Here is a 13,754-nt window from a genome sequence, read left to right on the forward strand (position 1 = left end):
GATCTGCGGCGGGCGGGGCGGGCTTGAGTCGGCCCGGGCGAGCGGTGAAAATAGCGGCCGTTTTGGGCTGTCCACACCCCCGTTGCCAGCCAGCTATCGACAAAGGCCCACCATGACCATCGACGTAGTGATCCTCGCCGCCGGTAAAGGCACCCGCATGCGCTCCGACCTGCCCAAGGTCCTTCACCCTATCGGCGGGATGCCGATGCTGGGCCGGGTTATCGAGACCGCCAAGGAGCTGGGCGAGGTGGAGATCACCGTCGTCGTCGGCCACGGTGCCGAGCTGGTGCGTGAGCGCTTCGCTGACAGCGGGGTGAAGTTCGTCGAGCAGACCGAGCAGTTGGGCACCGGCCACGCGGTGGCGCAGGCAATCCCCTACTTCCGCGCCGGCTCCACGGTGCTGGTGCTTTATGGCGATGTACCACTGGTCAGGAGCGGCACCCTGCAGTCCCTGCTCAGCGCTGCCGACAAGGGGCCGGCATTGCTGTCTGTGGAGATGGCGAATCCCGCCGGTTACGGCCGCATCGTGCGCGATGACAGCGGCCGGGTGCTGGCCATTGTGGAGGAGAAGGATGCCGATGCGGACACACTGGCGATCAACGAGGTGAACACCGGCATTCTCGCCGCGCCCGCCGACCTGCTGGCGCAGTGGCTGCCGCAACTGTCCAATGAGAATGCCCAGGGCGAGTACTACCTTACCGACGTGGTCGCACGTTCAGTCGGCGAGGGAATAGCGGTCACGGGTGTCTGTGCCAGCGATCCCCTCGAGGTCTCGGGGGTCAACAGCCGCGTGCAGCAGGCGCAGATGGAGCGGGCCCTGCAGCAGCATCAGGCGCTGGCGCTGATGAATGCCGGCGTTACCCTGCTGGACCCGCAGCGCATCGATATCCGTGGCAGCCTGCAGTGCGCAAGCGATGTCTGTATTGATATCAACTGTGTCTTCGAAGGCCGGGTGGTGCTCGGCAAGGGGGTGCAGATCGGCCCAAACTGCGTGCTGAAAAACTGCAGCCTCGCCGACGGCACCCGGGTGGAAGCCAATTCCATGATCGAAGACGCCGATGTGGGCGAGGCCTGCACCATCGGTCCCTTTGCCCGGTTGCGCCCCGGAACCCAGCTGGCGGCCGGCGCCAAGATCGGAAATTTTGTCGAGACCAAGAAGGCCAGAATCGGCCGCGGTTCCAAGGTGAACCACCTCTCCTATGTGGGCGATGCCCTGGTGGGGGAAGGCGTCAATATCGGCGCCGGCACCATCACCTGCAATTACGACGGCGTCAACAAGTCCACCACCGAAATCGGCGATGGCGCCTTTATTGGCTCCAACACCGCGCTGGTGGCCCCGGTATCCGTGGGTGCCGGCGCCACTGTGGGCGCGGGTTCGACCATTACCCGCACAGTGGGCACAGAAGAACTGGCGGTGGCGCGGGGCAAGCAGCGCAACATCAGTGGCTGGCAGCGCCCCAGCAAGGACAGTTGATCCCGGTCTGGCGAAGAGCGGATTGATTGCAGTGAGATGGCTCTGTCGTGGGGCGTGTTTGCGCAAATATTTGCCGATCAGGCTTTTTGCACAAACACGCCCCACTAGCGAGCGCACGGCCCCGTCAGCCAGCTCAGCACGTTTACGCTCCTTATCGAAGTAATTCCGGCACGAAACCCCTCTCCGCGCGGCGGGTCGCCCCGCCCCACCCATCTAAACTTGCGCTTCGGGATCATAAGGAAAAACCCGATGCAGAAGCCGCGATTGCACCCACTGGCGTCCTTCGATATCCACTTTCTGCAGTATCTGGATGAGCGGGGGCGGGCCACCCAGCCACTGCCGGAATCCGCCACGCCGGACCTGCTGCAGGCCCTCTACCGGCAGATGAATCTGGCGCGGCTGGTGGACAAGCGCGCGGTGCAGCTGCAGCGCACCGGCCAGCTTGGCACCTATCCCTCAAGCCTCGGCCAGGAAGCCGTGGGGGTTGGCGTGGGTTCGGCGCTGCAGGTGGACGATGTCTACTGCCCCTACTATCGCGAGACCGGCGCCCTGCTGGAGCGGGGCGTGCAGATCGAGGAAATTCTCGCCATCTGGGGCGGCGACGAGCGCGGTCAGGATTACCAGCACCCCCGCGAAGACCTGCCGCTGTGTATCCCCATCGCAACCCAGCTACTGCACGCCGCCGGCGTCGCCTTTGCACTGCACTACAAGCACCGCCAGCTGGGTGAGCCCGCGCGGGTGGCGGTGACCTGTGCCGGTGAGGGCGCCACCTCCAAGGGGGACTTTTACGAAGCCATCAACCTGGCCGGCGTCTGGAAGCTGCCGGTGGTGTTCGTTATCAACAACAACCAGTGGGCGATTTCCGTTCCCCGCAGCGCGCAGACAGCCTCGGCCACCATCGCCCAGAAAGCCATCGCCGCGGGCATTGCGGGGCTGCAGGTGGACGGCAACGACATTATCGCGGTGCGCACAGCAGTTGCCGACGCCATAACTCGCGCTCGGGGCGGAGGCGGCCCGGCGCTGATCGAGGCGGTGACCTACCGGCTCGGCGACCACACCACCGCCGACGACGCCAGCCGCTACTGTCCGCCGCAGGCGCTGGAACAGGCCTGGGCGCGGGAGCCGCTGCCGCGCCTCGAGAGCTATATGCGCGCCCAGGGTGTGTGGGACGACAGCGCGGAAAGCGAGATGCAGCGGGAGCAGGCCGAGATGCTGGAGCGGGCGCTGCTCGCTTTCCGCACGCGGGCCCCGCAACCGCCCAGCGCCATGTTCGAGCATCTGTACGAAACCCTGCCGGAGGCGTTTCTGGAGCAGTATGAGGAGCTGCGGCAAAGGGTCGGGGTGGACGAGCGGGGAGCGGCGGATGACTGAAATCACACTGCTGGAAGCGGTCAACCAGGCCCTGGCCCACGAGCTGGCGGCGGATCGGCGGGTGGTGCTGTTCGGCGAGGATATCGGGGGCAACGGCGGCGTATTTCGCGCCACCGATGGCCTGCAGCAGCGCTTTGGCAAAGAGCGGGTGATGGACACGCCACTGGCGGAGAATATGATCGCCGGCATCGCGGTGGGGATGGCGGCGCAGGGGCTGCGGCCGGTGGCGGAGTTTCAGTTTATGGGGTTCAGCTACCCCGGTCTGGACCAGATCCTCAGCCATGCCGCCCGCACCCGCAATCGCACCCGCGGGCGCCTGTCCTGCCCCATTGTGTATCGGGCGCCCTACGGCGGCGGCATTCACGCCCCCGAGCACCACTCGGAAAGCACCGAGGCCCTGTTTGCCCATATACCCGGTCTGCGGGTGGTGGTGCCGTCGTCGCCGGCGCGCGCCTACGGCCTGCTGCTGGCGGCCATTCGCGATCCGGACCCGGTGATTTTTCTGGAACCCAAGCGCATCTACCGGGCGGTGCGCCAGCAGGTGCCCGACAATGGGCAGGCCCTGCCCCTGGATCGCTGCTTCAGGCTTAGGCAGGGCACGGATATCACGCTGGTGGCCTGGGGCGCGGCACTCAGGGAGACCCTGGCGGCGGCGGATGCGCTGGCGGCAACCGGTATCGAGGCCGAGGTGATCGATCCCGCCACCCTGAAACCCCTGGATATCCACGGCATTATCGACTCGCTGGAGAAAACCGGCCGCTGTGTGATCGTGCACGAGGCGGCTCGCTTTGCCGGGCTGGGGGCGGAAATCGCGGCGCAGATCAACGAATACGCCTTCGACCTGCTGCGGGCGCCGGTGCAGCGGGTGACCGGCTACGACACGGTGATGCCCTACTACCAGCTGGAGAAAGACTACCTGCCGGACTGCCGGCGCATCCTCGCTGCAGCCCACGCGGCCCTCGACTACCCGCCAGGAGGTGAGCGGTGAAGATCTTCAAGCTGCCGGATCTCGGCGAGGGCCTGCCCGATGCGGTGATCCGCGAATGGCACGTGGCCGAGGGGGATCGCATCGCCGCCCATGCGCCACTGGTGACGGTGGAGACCGCCAAGGCACTGGTGGAGGTTCCCGCGCCCTGGAGCGGGCGCATTGCCCGGCTGTTTGCGGCGGTGGATGAAACCGTGCCGGTGGATGGGCCGCTGGTGGGCTTCGCCGAGGACTCGCCCCGGCAGTCGCAAGCTGCCGAGTCGCCGGGCCTGGAAGCCATACCGCCCTGCCCCGAGTCTCCCCCCGAGGCCTCCCCGCAGCCGGCCGGGCAGGCAGGGGCGCAGAGCGCGTTGGGCGCAGCGCAAGAAAGGAGGCAAACAACCAGGCAAGCAACCAGGCAAGCAACCAGGGAAGGAACCAGGGGAGGAACCAGGGAAGGAACTGCGGAAGAAACCACGGAAGCCGCGCTCGATGCCGGTAGCGTGGTGGGGCGCATTCAGGCGGGCACGGCCTCCGTGGAGGCCGAGCAGGCGCCGCAGGTGTCCATGATTCGCCGCGCCACGCCCTCGGTGCGGGCGCTGGCGCGGCTGCTGCACGTCGACCTGAAGCGGCTGACGCCCGCCGGGGAGCGCATCAGCGCGGCGGAGGTGCGCGCCGCGGCGAGTGCGGCGACTTTGCCAGAGGAGCACACGACGCAGCCCTCGCCCCACCTCCCGTCACCATCTGCACGCTTATCCCCAGGCCCACCCCAGTCTGCGTCCGCAAGGAAGGCAGAGGAAGTCTCCGCCGCGCCAACCCAGCCGGATAATGTGAATACGCCGGCGCGGCGCGCCATGGCGCTGGTGATGGCGCGCTCACGGGATCAGGTGGCGCCGGTGACACTGCAGGATACGGTGGATGTGCACCGCTGGTGGGGGCGGCAGCAGGCCACCCTGCGCCTGATCCGCGCCATCGAGTTTGCCTGCGCAACCGAGCCGACCCTCAACGCCCTGTACGAGGATGATCGCCTGCTGCCGGCACAGACGCTGAATATCGGCCTGGCAGTGGACTCGCCGCGCGGCCTCTTCGTGCCGGTGCTGCGGAACGTAAGCGCGCACAGCGACGAAGAGCTGCGACAACAGATTGCGGCTTTCAAGCGCGGGGCGCAGGAGCGTGGCATCGACCGGGCCGACCTGCAGGGCGCCAGCATACTGTTATCGAATTTCGGCGCCCTCGGCGGGTGTTTTGCCACCCCGGTGGTGATGCCGCCCACAGTGGCCATCGTCGGCGCCGGTCGTGTCATCGAGTCCGTAGTGCCGGTGGCGGGACGCCCGGCGATACGGCCGATGCTGCCGCTGTCGGTCAGTGCCGACCACCGGGCGGTGACCGGCGGTGAGCTGGCACGCTTTCTGGCGGCATTGCAGAGAGCCCTGTCGGCCTGAGTCTCACGGCAGAAATTCCCGGGCGGCTGGGCAATCCCCTTTCACTTTGTTATCTTTAAGTTTCGATTCGAAAGTTAAAGTGTCATGTCGAAACGCAACACCCAGCAACGCCGCCACCAGATACTGACCGTCGTCACGGAAAATGGCGAGGCCAGCGTCGAGGAGCTGGCGCGGCGATTCGAAACCTCTGAGGTTACGATTCGCAAGGATTTGTCGGCCATGGAGAACCACGGTCTGCTGCTGCGCCGCCACGGCGGCGCCATTCCGGTGCCGCGGGAACTGGTGGTGGAGGAGGTGCCGTCGGAGGTGAAGCGGGCCATCGGCCGCGCCGCCGCCGCTCTGATTCCCGACCACCACCGCATCGTCATCGACTACGGGCGCACCACCGCCGCCATGATTCCCGAGCTGAACCACAAGCGCGGCCTGGTGGTGATGACCAATTCCCTGCACGTGGCCAACGCGCTGCGGGAGCTGGAAAACGAACCCACCCTGCTGATGACCGGCGGCACCTGGGACCCCCACTTCGAGGCTTTCCAGGGTCGCGTGGCGGAGCAGGTGTTGCGTGGCTACGACTTCGACCGCGCGTTTATCGGCGCCGACGGTATCGATCTGGAGCGCGGCACCTGCACCTTCAATGAGCAGATCGGCCTGTCCCGGGTGATGGCGGAGGTGGCCCGCGAAGTGGTGGTGCTGGCGGAGTCCAGCAAGGTGGGCCGGCGCATCCCGAACCTGGAGCTGCCCTGGCAAAGGGTCTCCACCCTGGTGACCGATGCCGGTCTCGACGATGCCACCGCCGCCGCCATCGAGGCGCTGGGCGTGACCCTGATTTGTGCTGATGTAAGCACTTACAACTGACGCAGGCCTTGCTGTATCGAGGCTTCGCGAAAGCTTTACAGAAGGTTTTCGCAAAGAGTTTACCGGCCGGGTTTGTCGGCCAGTGTTTTGAACGTATTCAATCTAGGTAATTTTTCCCCGGCTGCGCGCCGCCTGCCGCAGTCGCGGGAACAGAACGAGGTTTGTGGAAATGTGTGGAATTGTCGGCGCGCTGGCACAGCGCAATGTCACTGAAATCCTGCTGGAAGGGCTGCGCCGCCTGGAGTACCGCGGCTACGATTCCGCCGGTGTCTGCCTGCTCGACAGCCAGGGCGCGCTGCAGCTGCGCAAGACCCAGGGCAAGGTCGCCGACCTGGAGTCGCTGCTCGACAGCGAGCCCGCTGCTGGCCGGCTGGGCATCGCCCACACCCGCTGGGCGACCCATGGCGCGCCCTCCGACAACAACTCCCATCCCCATGTGTCCGGTGATTTCGCCCTGGTCCACAACGGCATTATCGAAAACCACCAGAGCCTGCGCGAAGAGCTGAAAGGTCGCGGTTACCAGTTTGTTTCCGAAACCGATACCGAGGTGGTGGTGCACCTGATTCACGCCCTCGCCGCAGAGGGCCGCGACCTGCAGGCGGCGGTTAGCGCCGCCATCGAGCGTCTCGAGGGCGCCTACGCCCTCGGTGTCATCAGCGCCCGCGAGCCGGATGTGCTGATGTGCGCCCGCTCCGGCAGCCCGCTGGTGATCGGTGTCGGCATCGAGGAGAACTTTATCGCCTCAGACCCCATGGCGCTGAATCAGGTGACGGATCGTTTTATCTTCCTCGAAGAGGGGGATGTGGCCGAGATCAGCGCGGCGGGTATCGCGGTGCGCGACAAAAACGGCGCGGAAGTGAGCCGGCCGGTGCACAAACTGCAGGGCGGCCACGATGCGGCGGACAAGGGCCGCTACCGCCACTACATGCAGAAGGAAATCTTCGAGCAGCCGACGGTGGTGGCCGCCACCATGGCCGGGCGCATCGGCGCCGAGACGGTGCTGCCGGAAGCGCTGGGCACGCGCGCCAACGAGATTTTGCCGCAGGTGGAGCAGGTGCAGATCGTCGCCTGTGGCACCAGTTACCACGCCGGACTGGTGGCGCGCTACTGGCTGGAAGACTGGGCCGGCATCCCCTGCTCGGTCGAGGTGGCCAGCGAGATCCGCTACCGCAAGACCGCGGTGCGCCCGGGCACGCTGTTTGTCACCATTTCCCAGTCCGGTGAAACCGCCGACACCCTGGCGGCCCTGCGCCAGGCCAAAGAGCTGGGTTATCTGGCTTCAATGACCATCTGCAACGTGCCCAACAGCTCGCTGGTGCGGGAGTCGGAACTGTCGCTGATGACCGAGGCGGGTCCGGAGATCGGCGTCGCCTCCACCAAGGCCTTCACCACCCAGCTGGTCGCATTGCAGCTGTTCTGCATCGCGCTGGCCAAGGCCAATGGCCTCCCCGCCGCGCGCGAGGCGGAGCTGGTGCGGGCTCTGCACCAGCTGCCGGAATTGATGGAGGCCTTCACCGCTCTGGACGCGAAAGTGCGCGACACCAGCGAGGCCTTCGCCGAAAAGCACCACGCCCTGTTCCTGGGCCGCGGCGTTGAATACCCCATCGCCCTCGAGGGTGCGCTGAAGCTGAAGGAGATTTCCTATATTCATGCCGAGGCCTACCCCGCCGGTGAACTGAAGCACGGTCCCCTGGCGCTGGTGGATGCGGATATGCCGGTGGTGGTGGTGGCCCCGAACGACGAACTGCTGGAAAAGCTCAAGTCCAACCTGCAGGAAGTGCGCGCCCGTGGCGGCCAGCTGTTCGTGTTTGCCAGCCCGCAGGCGGGCTTTGCCAGCGAGCCGGGCATCACCGTGGTGGAGGTGCCGGATGCCCCCGAGAGCCTGCAGCCGATCCTGTACACCGTGCCCCTGCAGCTGCTCAGCTACCATGTGGCCCTGCTCAAGGGCACCGACGTGGACCAGCCGCGCAATCTGGCAAAATCTGTCACCGTCGAGTAGCGCGGTTAAGCCCGGGCGCCACCTGCGGCAAGCGGTGCCGGTTGCGCGGCGCCGCTGCCGTAAGGTGCTGCGCCGGGGTGAAGGGCTGCGCCAACCGGGGGAAGTTTTGGGTATAGATATGCGCGCAAAAGCGCTAATTTCCCGCCAAAAGCAGCTATTTGTACTCATTTGCGCCGAGCAACCGTCTCGCCCAGCGGGCCTGCCTCACAGCCCCGGCTTGGTCTTGCTGTCGTCCGCTTCCCAGTGGTGATCCAGATGCAGGTCGCGGTCGCGGCGGTCTTCCTGCAGCGCCTGCAGCAGCTGTTCGCGGTAGATTCTGGTCTGGGCGATATGCTGGGATTCGTCCCGCCAGTAGGGGAACAGGGATTCCAGCATGCGCTGGTCGTGCTGGCGGAACTTGCGCGCCGCGCGCCGCGCCTGCAGGGGCGACAGCCCCAGCAACTGCAGCGCACACTCGCCGATGGATAGGGCCGAATCCACCGTCTCGCGGAAAATGTATTTCACCCCCGCTTCCATCAATGCGTACTGGTGCATGCGGTTGCGGGCGCGGGCGAGAATGGTCACATGGGGGAAGTGCTTGTGCAGCTGGGCGACGATCTCCAGTGACGCCGCCTGATCGCTGAGGGTGAGAATCACCAGCTTGGCGTTTTTGGCGCCGGCCGCTTTCAGCAACTCCTCCCGCGAGGCATCGCCGTAGTAGGCCTTGATGCCGTAGCGCCGCACCAGATCCAGCTGTTCCGCATTGCGCTCCAGCAGGGTGGTTTCGAAGCCGCAGGCGTTCAGCAGGCGCCCGGCGATCTGGCCGAAGCGGCCGTAGCCGATAATAATCACCGGTGAGCCGTGGTCTTCCGGCGGCTCCTGCTCTTGCGAATGGCTTGCGCTGCCGCCGCGCAGATAGCGGGGCTGCACAAACTGTTCGTAGACCAGCAGCAGGATCGGCGTCAGCGCCATGGACAGGGCGATCACTACCACCAGCAGGTTGGCGGTGGTGTCTTCCAGCACCTGGCGCTGGGCGGCGAAGGACACCAGCACGAAGCCGAACTCCCCCGCCTGGGCGAGGGAGAGCGCAAACAGCCAGTCCTCGCCCCGGGACATGCGCGCCGCCCGCGCCAGGGCGAACAGCACGGTAAATTTCACCACCACCAGCAGCAGCACCAGCGCCAGCAGCAGCAGCGGATACTGAGCGATCAGGTTGAAGTTGATGCTGGCGCCGACGGCGATAAAAAACAGCCCCAGCAGCAGCCCCTTGAAGGGCTGGATATCCGCTTCCAGCTCGTGGCGGAACTGGCTCTCGGCGAGGATCACGCCGGCCATAAAGGTGCCCAGCGCCGGCGACAGGTCCAGCCAGATCATCACCGCGGCCGCGCCCACCACGATCAGCAGTGAAGTGACGGTGAACATCTCGCGCAGCTGGCTGCCGGCCACCAGCCGCAGCAGCGGCCCCAGCAGGTAGCGCCCCGCCAGCACGAACGCCAGCATGGTGCCGGTAAATGCCAGGGCGTAGCGCCAGCCGCTCAGCCCGCTGGCCTGCAGTTCCGGCTGGCTGCCCGCCAGCAGGGGCAACAGCGCCAAAATGGGGATAACGGCGATATCCTGAAACAGCAGTACGGAGAAGGCGCCGCGCCCGCCCTCGGTGCGCAAAAGGCCTTTTTCGGTGAGCGACTGCAGCACGATGGCGGTGGAGGACAGGCCGAGGATCAGGCCGATGGCGAGCGCCGATCGCCACTCCCGCCCATAGGCCAGCATGGCCACGGCGGCGATGGCCGCAGCGGTCAGCAGCAGCTGTGCGGTACCGGTGCCGAAGATGGCGCCGCGCATGCGCCACAGCTTGCGCGGCTGCAGCTCCAGGCCGATCAGAAACAGCATCAGGGCGACGCCGAACTCGGCGACATGCATCTCCTCGCTGGCATCGCCAACAAGCTCCAGGGCGTGCGGGCCGATGACCACGCCGGCAATCAGGTAGCCGAGCACCGAGCCGAGCCCGAGGCGGGTGGCCAGCGGCACCGCGATCACCGCCGCCGTGAGGTAGATCACCGCCTGAAACAGAAAGCTGCTGTGTTCCATATCCCTCTATTCGATGGGTTGCCGACGGATGGGTGGCGCGGGTCTCAGCCGGTCGCCTCGGGGACCTTGGTCTCCGGCTCGGCCACCGCGCGGCTGCGCTGGATCAGCGGGGCGATGGTTGAACCCTGCACCACGATGGAAAAGAGTACCACGCCGTAGGTCATCACCACCCACAGGTGGCGCAGGTCCTGGTCGCCCACGGCAATATGGTCGGCGGGAATGGACATGGCCAGCGCCAGCGCCAGACCGCCGCGCAGGCCGCCCCAGATCAGTATGCGCTCACTGTAGGGGTGGTAGCGGCGCAGCCGCTTGAGGAGCAAAAAGGGCACGCTGACGGCGGAAACCCGCCCCATCAGCACGATCGCGATGGCGGCGGCGATCAGGATGTAATCGACCGCGCGAAAGTCGATGGTAATCAGGAACAGGCCCACCAGCAGGAACAGCAGCCCGTTGAGGAAGTCCTCGGTGATGCTCCAGAAGTTGTCCAGCTCGTGCTGGCTGACCCGCGAGAAGCCTTTTTCGCGGGTGAAGTTGCCGATGATGATGCCGCTCACCACCATCGCCAGCGCGCCGGACACCCCGAGGATATTGGCCAGGGCAAAGCCCGCGGTGGGAATCACCAGCGTCAGCAGCAGCTCCAGGCTGTGGTCGTCGGTGGCGCAGATCAGGAAGTGGAACAGGCCGCCGATAAACAGGCCCAGCAGCACGCCACCGATGGCCTCCAGCGCGAACAGTTGCGCCACCGCGGGCAGGGTGGGTTCCGCGCCCTGGAAGGCCAGCGCGTAGATAACGGCGAAAATCACCAGGCCAAAACCGTCGTTGAACAGGGACTCCCCCTCCACCTGAATCGCCACCTGTTCCGGCGCCTTGAGGCTTTTCAGGATCGCCAGCACGGCGATGGGGTCGGTGGGGGAAATCAGTGCGCCGAACAGCAGGCAGTAGACGAAGGCGGCCGGCAGGCCGAGCAGCTGCAGGAACCCGTACAGCAGCGCGCCCACCACGAAGGTGGAGATTGTTGTGCCCACCACCGCCAGCAGGCCGATTTCCAGGCGCTGGTTGCGCAGCATCAGCAGGTCGATATGCAGGCTGCCGGCAAACAGCAGGAAGCCGAGCATGCCTTTCAGCAGCAGGTCCGGCAGGTTGAGCAGCGGCAGCAGCTGGTCGGCCCAGTCGCGCAGTTCCAGCACACCGAGCTTGCCGAGGCCCGTGACCAGCATCGACAGGGCCAGGGCGCCGGCGGTGATGGCGATGGTGGTCTGTGCGCGCAGCACATACTGGTTGAGGAAACCCAGCAGGACGGAGACCGCGGCGAGGAAACAAAAGATGTAATAGGCGTCCATGGTCGCGCGCGACTCCCTTCAGGCTGCAGCATCGCAGCATGGTGCCGGCAGCCAACGGCTGAGCTGGCTGCGGGCAGCCGGCGCAGTGCTTGCGCCGGTCGGTGGATGCCGCAGAAAGAGGCGCGGCCAGTCAGGTGGCGAGAGTACCGTTGTTGTAATCGCGCAGCGTCTGCTCGATTTCCTCACGGCTGTTCATCACGAAGGGGCCGTAATGCACCAGCGGCTCATTGAGCGGCAGGCCGTGCAGACACAGAAGACCCGCCCCTTCCCCACCGGCGCGCAATTGTAGCGACTCCCCGCTGCCGTACAACAGCATATTGCCGCGCCCTATGGCCCCGCGCTCGGTAATCAGTCCACCACGATAGATATACACCAGTACGGTGTGTTCCGCCGGCAGCGGCAGGATCGCCTGCGCATCGGCGATAAGGCGCAGGTCGGCCACCGCCGCTTGCGCCGCCGCCTCCGTCAAGGGCGCGCTGTAGGCCCGCCCCGCCAGGCTCCAGTCGCCGGCGATCAGGCGCGCGCGGGAGCCGCAATCATCCACGGGCACTTCGACGATGTCTTCGCACTGAATATCGCGCCAGGTGGGCGGGTCCATCTTGTTGGCCGCGGCCATGTTGATCCACAGCTGGAAGCCGTGCATGCCGCCCTCGCCCTGGGTCGGCATCTCCGAGTGGATGATACCGCGCCCGGCGCGCATCCACTGGGCGCCGCCGGTTGCGACAGAGCCGCGGTTGCCGAGGTGATCCTGATGCTCGAACTCACCGCTGAGCATATAGGTCAGTGTCTCGATGCCGCGGTGCGGGTGCGACGGGAAACCGGCGATATAGTCATCGGCGCTATCGGAGCGGATTTCATCCAGCATCAGGAACGGGCTGAAATCCGGGCTCTGGAAGCCGGCAATACGCTGGATTTTCACCCCGGCGCCGTCGGCGGAAGCCTGGCTGGCCACTGTGCGCACCAGTGGGCGCGCGCCCGGTTTGAGTGTCTGTGTGTTCATGGTCGCACCTCTATTGCAGCTTTGCCGCATTTCTGCGCTGGGGGTTGCCGGAGTATATGGCGATGGATTCGATATAAAATGGCAAAAAATCGCCCTTTGCGTTCGACTGCATCGGAAAATAAATGGGCCGGATCGCAGGTTCCGGTCGTATCTTCACAGAGCGGGGAGCTCCCATGCCCAAGGTCACCCTAGAGCAGTGGCGTATGTTTCAGTCGGTCGTCGAACACGGCGGCTTCTCCCAGGCCGCGCAGGCGGTACACAAGAGCCAGTCGTCCATCAACCACGCGGTGCACAAGCTGCAGGAGAGTCTCGGTGTCGATCTGCTGGAGGTGCGCGGCCGCAAGGCCGAACTCACCGATGCCGGGCGCATTTTGCTGTCCCGCGCCGGCGGCCTGCTGAGCGAAGCCGAGGCGCTGGAGGCGGTGGCCACCAGCCTGGCCGAGGGCCGCGAGGCCGCGCTGACCATCGCCGTGGATGTGATTTTTGATTACGACTGCCTCTTCAACGCCGTCGAGCGCTTTGCCGGCGAGTTTCCCCACACCCGGCTGGAGGTGCGCGAGACGGTGCTGTCTGGCGCCGAGGAGCTGCTGATACAGGGCGAGGCGGATTTCATTCTGTCGGGGCGGGTGCCGCAGGGCTTTGTCGGCGAGCCGGTGTCGGTGGTGCGTTTCCTGCCGGTGGCGCACCCGGATCACCCCCTGCACCATCTGGGCCGCCCGGTGGCGCGCAAGGACCTGAAGGCCAGCCGCCAGATCGTGATGCGCGATTCCGCCAGCCGCAACCGCCAGGATGCCGGCTGGCTCGGCTCCGATCAGCGCATCACCGTCACCAATGTGCAGACCTCCGTGGAGCTGATCGAGCGCGGCCTCGGGTTCGCCTGGCTGCCGGAAACCCGCATCCGCGACTCCCTGTCCGCCGACCGGCTGCTGCCCCTGCCCACGGAAGAGGCCTGGGAGCGCAACGTGACCGTCTACCTGGTGTATTCCGACAGCGACAGGAGTGGCCCGGCCGCCCGTTTCCTGATCGATACCCTGCGCGACGGCCTGGAGTGCCCGCAATAACCCATTGCCGGGCAAGTGAGGGGCGCAATAAGTGTTCGATTAAATCGAAAGCAAAGCGCAAAAATTTGTGGTTTTCAGTCGATTCATTGTAACTAAACTGATTATCGACATTCGATTGGGCGTCAAACCGGGCAGCTGTGGGGAAATGGCATCACCTTCACCGCAGCGCCCTATGCTGTCATCA

The 13,754-nt window shown here is 65.8% G+C and carries 10 protein-coding genes; 7 read left to right on the plus strand and 3 right to left on the minus strand.

The features are described from left to right. Positions 1–112 precede the first annotated feature (112 nt). The 6 genes from glmU (at position 113) to glmS (ending at position 8,105) form a co-directional block, all read left to right on the plus strand. Positions 113–1,474 carry a bifunctional UDP-N-acetylglucosamine diphosphorylase/glucosamine-1-phosphate N-acetyltransferase GlmU gene (gene glmU, locus ABEA58_RS06000; protein ID WP_345549752.1) on the plus strand — a complete coding sequence of 454 codons (1,362 nt, stop codon included), beginning with the start codon at positions 113–115 and terminating at the stop codon, positions 1,472–1,474. Positions 1,475–1,723: 249 nt separating this feature from the next. Continuing rightward, positions 1,724–2,845 carry a pyruvate dehydrogenase (acetyl-transferring) E1 component subunit alpha gene (pdhA, locus tag ABEA58_RS06005; RefSeq protein WP_345549754.1) on the plus strand — a complete coding sequence of 374 codons (1,122 nt, stop codon included), beginning with the start codon at positions 1,724–1,726 and terminating at the stop codon, positions 2,843–2,845. Then, the gene (locus ABEA58_RS06010) at positions 2,838–3,833 is read left to right on the plus strand and encodes an alpha-ketoacid dehydrogenase subunit beta (RefSeq protein WP_345549756.1); all 996 of its coding nucleotides are present in this window, start codon (positions 2,838–2,840) and stop codon (positions 3,831–3,833) included. The genes pdhA and ABEA58_RS06010 overlap by 8 nt, the downstream gene beginning before the upstream one ends. Beyond that, a complete protein-coding gene (locus ABEA58_RS06015) occupies positions 3,830–5,251 on the plus strand; it encodes a dihydrolipoamide acetyltransferase family protein (RefSeq protein ID WP_345549758.1) in 1,422 nt (473 codons plus the stop codon). Before ABEA58_RS06010 ends, ABEA58_RS06015 begins: the two co-directional genes overlap by 4 nt. Positions 5,252–5,335: 84 nt before the next feature. Beyond that, on the plus strand, positions 5,336–6,106 hold the full coding sequence (locus tag ABEA58_RS06020) for a DeoR/GlpR family DNA-binding transcription regulator (RefSeq protein ID WP_345549760.1): 771 nt from the start codon (positions 5,336–5,338) through the stop codon (positions 6,104–6,106). 169 nt (positions 6,107–6,275) lie between these two features. Beyond that, positions 6,276–8,105: a glutamine--fructose-6-phosphate transaminase (isomerizing) gene (glmS, locus tag ABEA58_RS06025; RefSeq protein ID WP_345549761.1), complete on the plus strand. Its 1,830-nt coding sequence runs from the start codon at positions 6,276–6,278 to the stop codon at positions 8,103–8,105. Between the two features lie 204 nt (positions 8,106–8,309). Here glmS and ABEA58_RS06030 read toward each other — a convergent pair whose 3' ends face one another. The 3 genes from ABEA58_RS06030 to ABEA58_RS06040 form a co-directional block, all read right to left on the minus strand. Further along, entirely contained in the window at positions 8,310–10,169 is a 1,860-nt protein-coding gene (locus ABEA58_RS06030) for a monovalent cation:proton antiporter-2 (CPA2) family protein (protein ID WP_345549763.1), read from the minus strand. A 44-nt stretch (positions 10,170–10,213) separates the two neighbouring features. Then, the gene (locus ABEA58_RS06035) at positions 10,214–11,509 is read right to left on the minus strand and encodes a cation:proton antiporter (protein ID WP_345549765.1); all 1,296 of its coding nucleotides are present in this window, start codon (positions 11,507–11,509) and stop codon (positions 10,214–10,216) included. A gap of 130 nt (positions 11,510–11,639) precedes the next feature. Beyond that, the gene (locus ABEA58_RS06040) at positions 11,640–12,509 is read right to left on the minus strand and encodes a pirin family protein (protein ID WP_345549767.1); all 870 of its coding nucleotides are present in this window, start codon (positions 12,507–12,509) and stop codon (positions 11,640–11,642) included. A gap of 173 nt (positions 12,510–12,682) precedes the next feature. On the opposite strand from ABEA58_RS06040, the gene ABEA58_RS06045 reads away from it, so the two are divergent. Further along, positions 12,683–13,570 carry a LysR family transcriptional regulator gene (locus tag ABEA58_RS06045; RefSeq protein WP_345549768.1) on the plus strand — a complete coding sequence of 296 codons (888 nt, stop codon included), beginning with the start codon at positions 12,683–12,685 and terminating at the stop codon, positions 13,568–13,570. The last annotated feature ends 184 nt before the right edge of the window (positions 13,571–13,754 follow it).

Source organism: Microbulbifer aestuariivivens (assembly GCF_039545115.1).
Classification (GTDB): domain Bacteria; phylum Pseudomonadota; class Gammaproteobacteria; order Pseudomonadales; family Cellvibrionaceae; genus Microbulbifer; species Microbulbifer aestuariivivens.

Bases quoted from the DNA above. Each gene is read 5' to 3' on its own strand.
- glmU (WP_345549752.1), top strand. From the start codon at position 113: ATGACCATCGACGTAGTGATCCTCGCCGCCGGTAAAGGCACCCGCATG.
- pdhA (WP_345549754.1), top strand. From the start codon at position 1,724: ATGCAGAAGCCGCGATTGCACCCACTGGCGTCCTTCGATATCCACTTT.
- ABEA58_RS06010 (WP_345549756.1), top strand. From the start codon at position 2,838: ATGACTGAAATCACACTGCTGGAAGCGGTCAACCAGGCCCTGGCCCAC.
- ABEA58_RS06020 (WP_345549760.1), top strand. From the start codon at position 5,336: ATGTCGAAACGCAACACCCAGCAACGCCGCCACCAGATACTGACCGTC.
- glmS (WP_345549761.1), top strand. From the start codon at position 6,276: ATGTGTGGAATTGTCGGCGCGCTGGCACAGCGCAATGTCACTGAAATC.
- ABEA58_RS06030 (WP_345549763.1), bottom strand. From the start codon at position 10,169: ATGGAACACAGCAGCTTTCTGTTTCAGGCGGTGATCTACCTCACGGCG.
- ABEA58_RS06035 (WP_345549765.1), bottom strand. From the start codon at position 11,509: ATGGACGCCTATTACATCTTTTGTTTCCTCGCCGCGGTCTCCGTCCTG.
- ABEA58_RS06040 (WP_345549767.1), bottom strand. From the start codon at position 12,509: ATGAACACACAGACACTCAAACCGGGCGCGCGCCCACTGGTGCGCACA.
- ABEA58_RS06045 (WP_345549768.1), top strand. From the start codon at position 12,683: ATGCCCAAGGTCACCCTAGAGCAGTGGCGTATGTTTCAGTCGGTCGTC.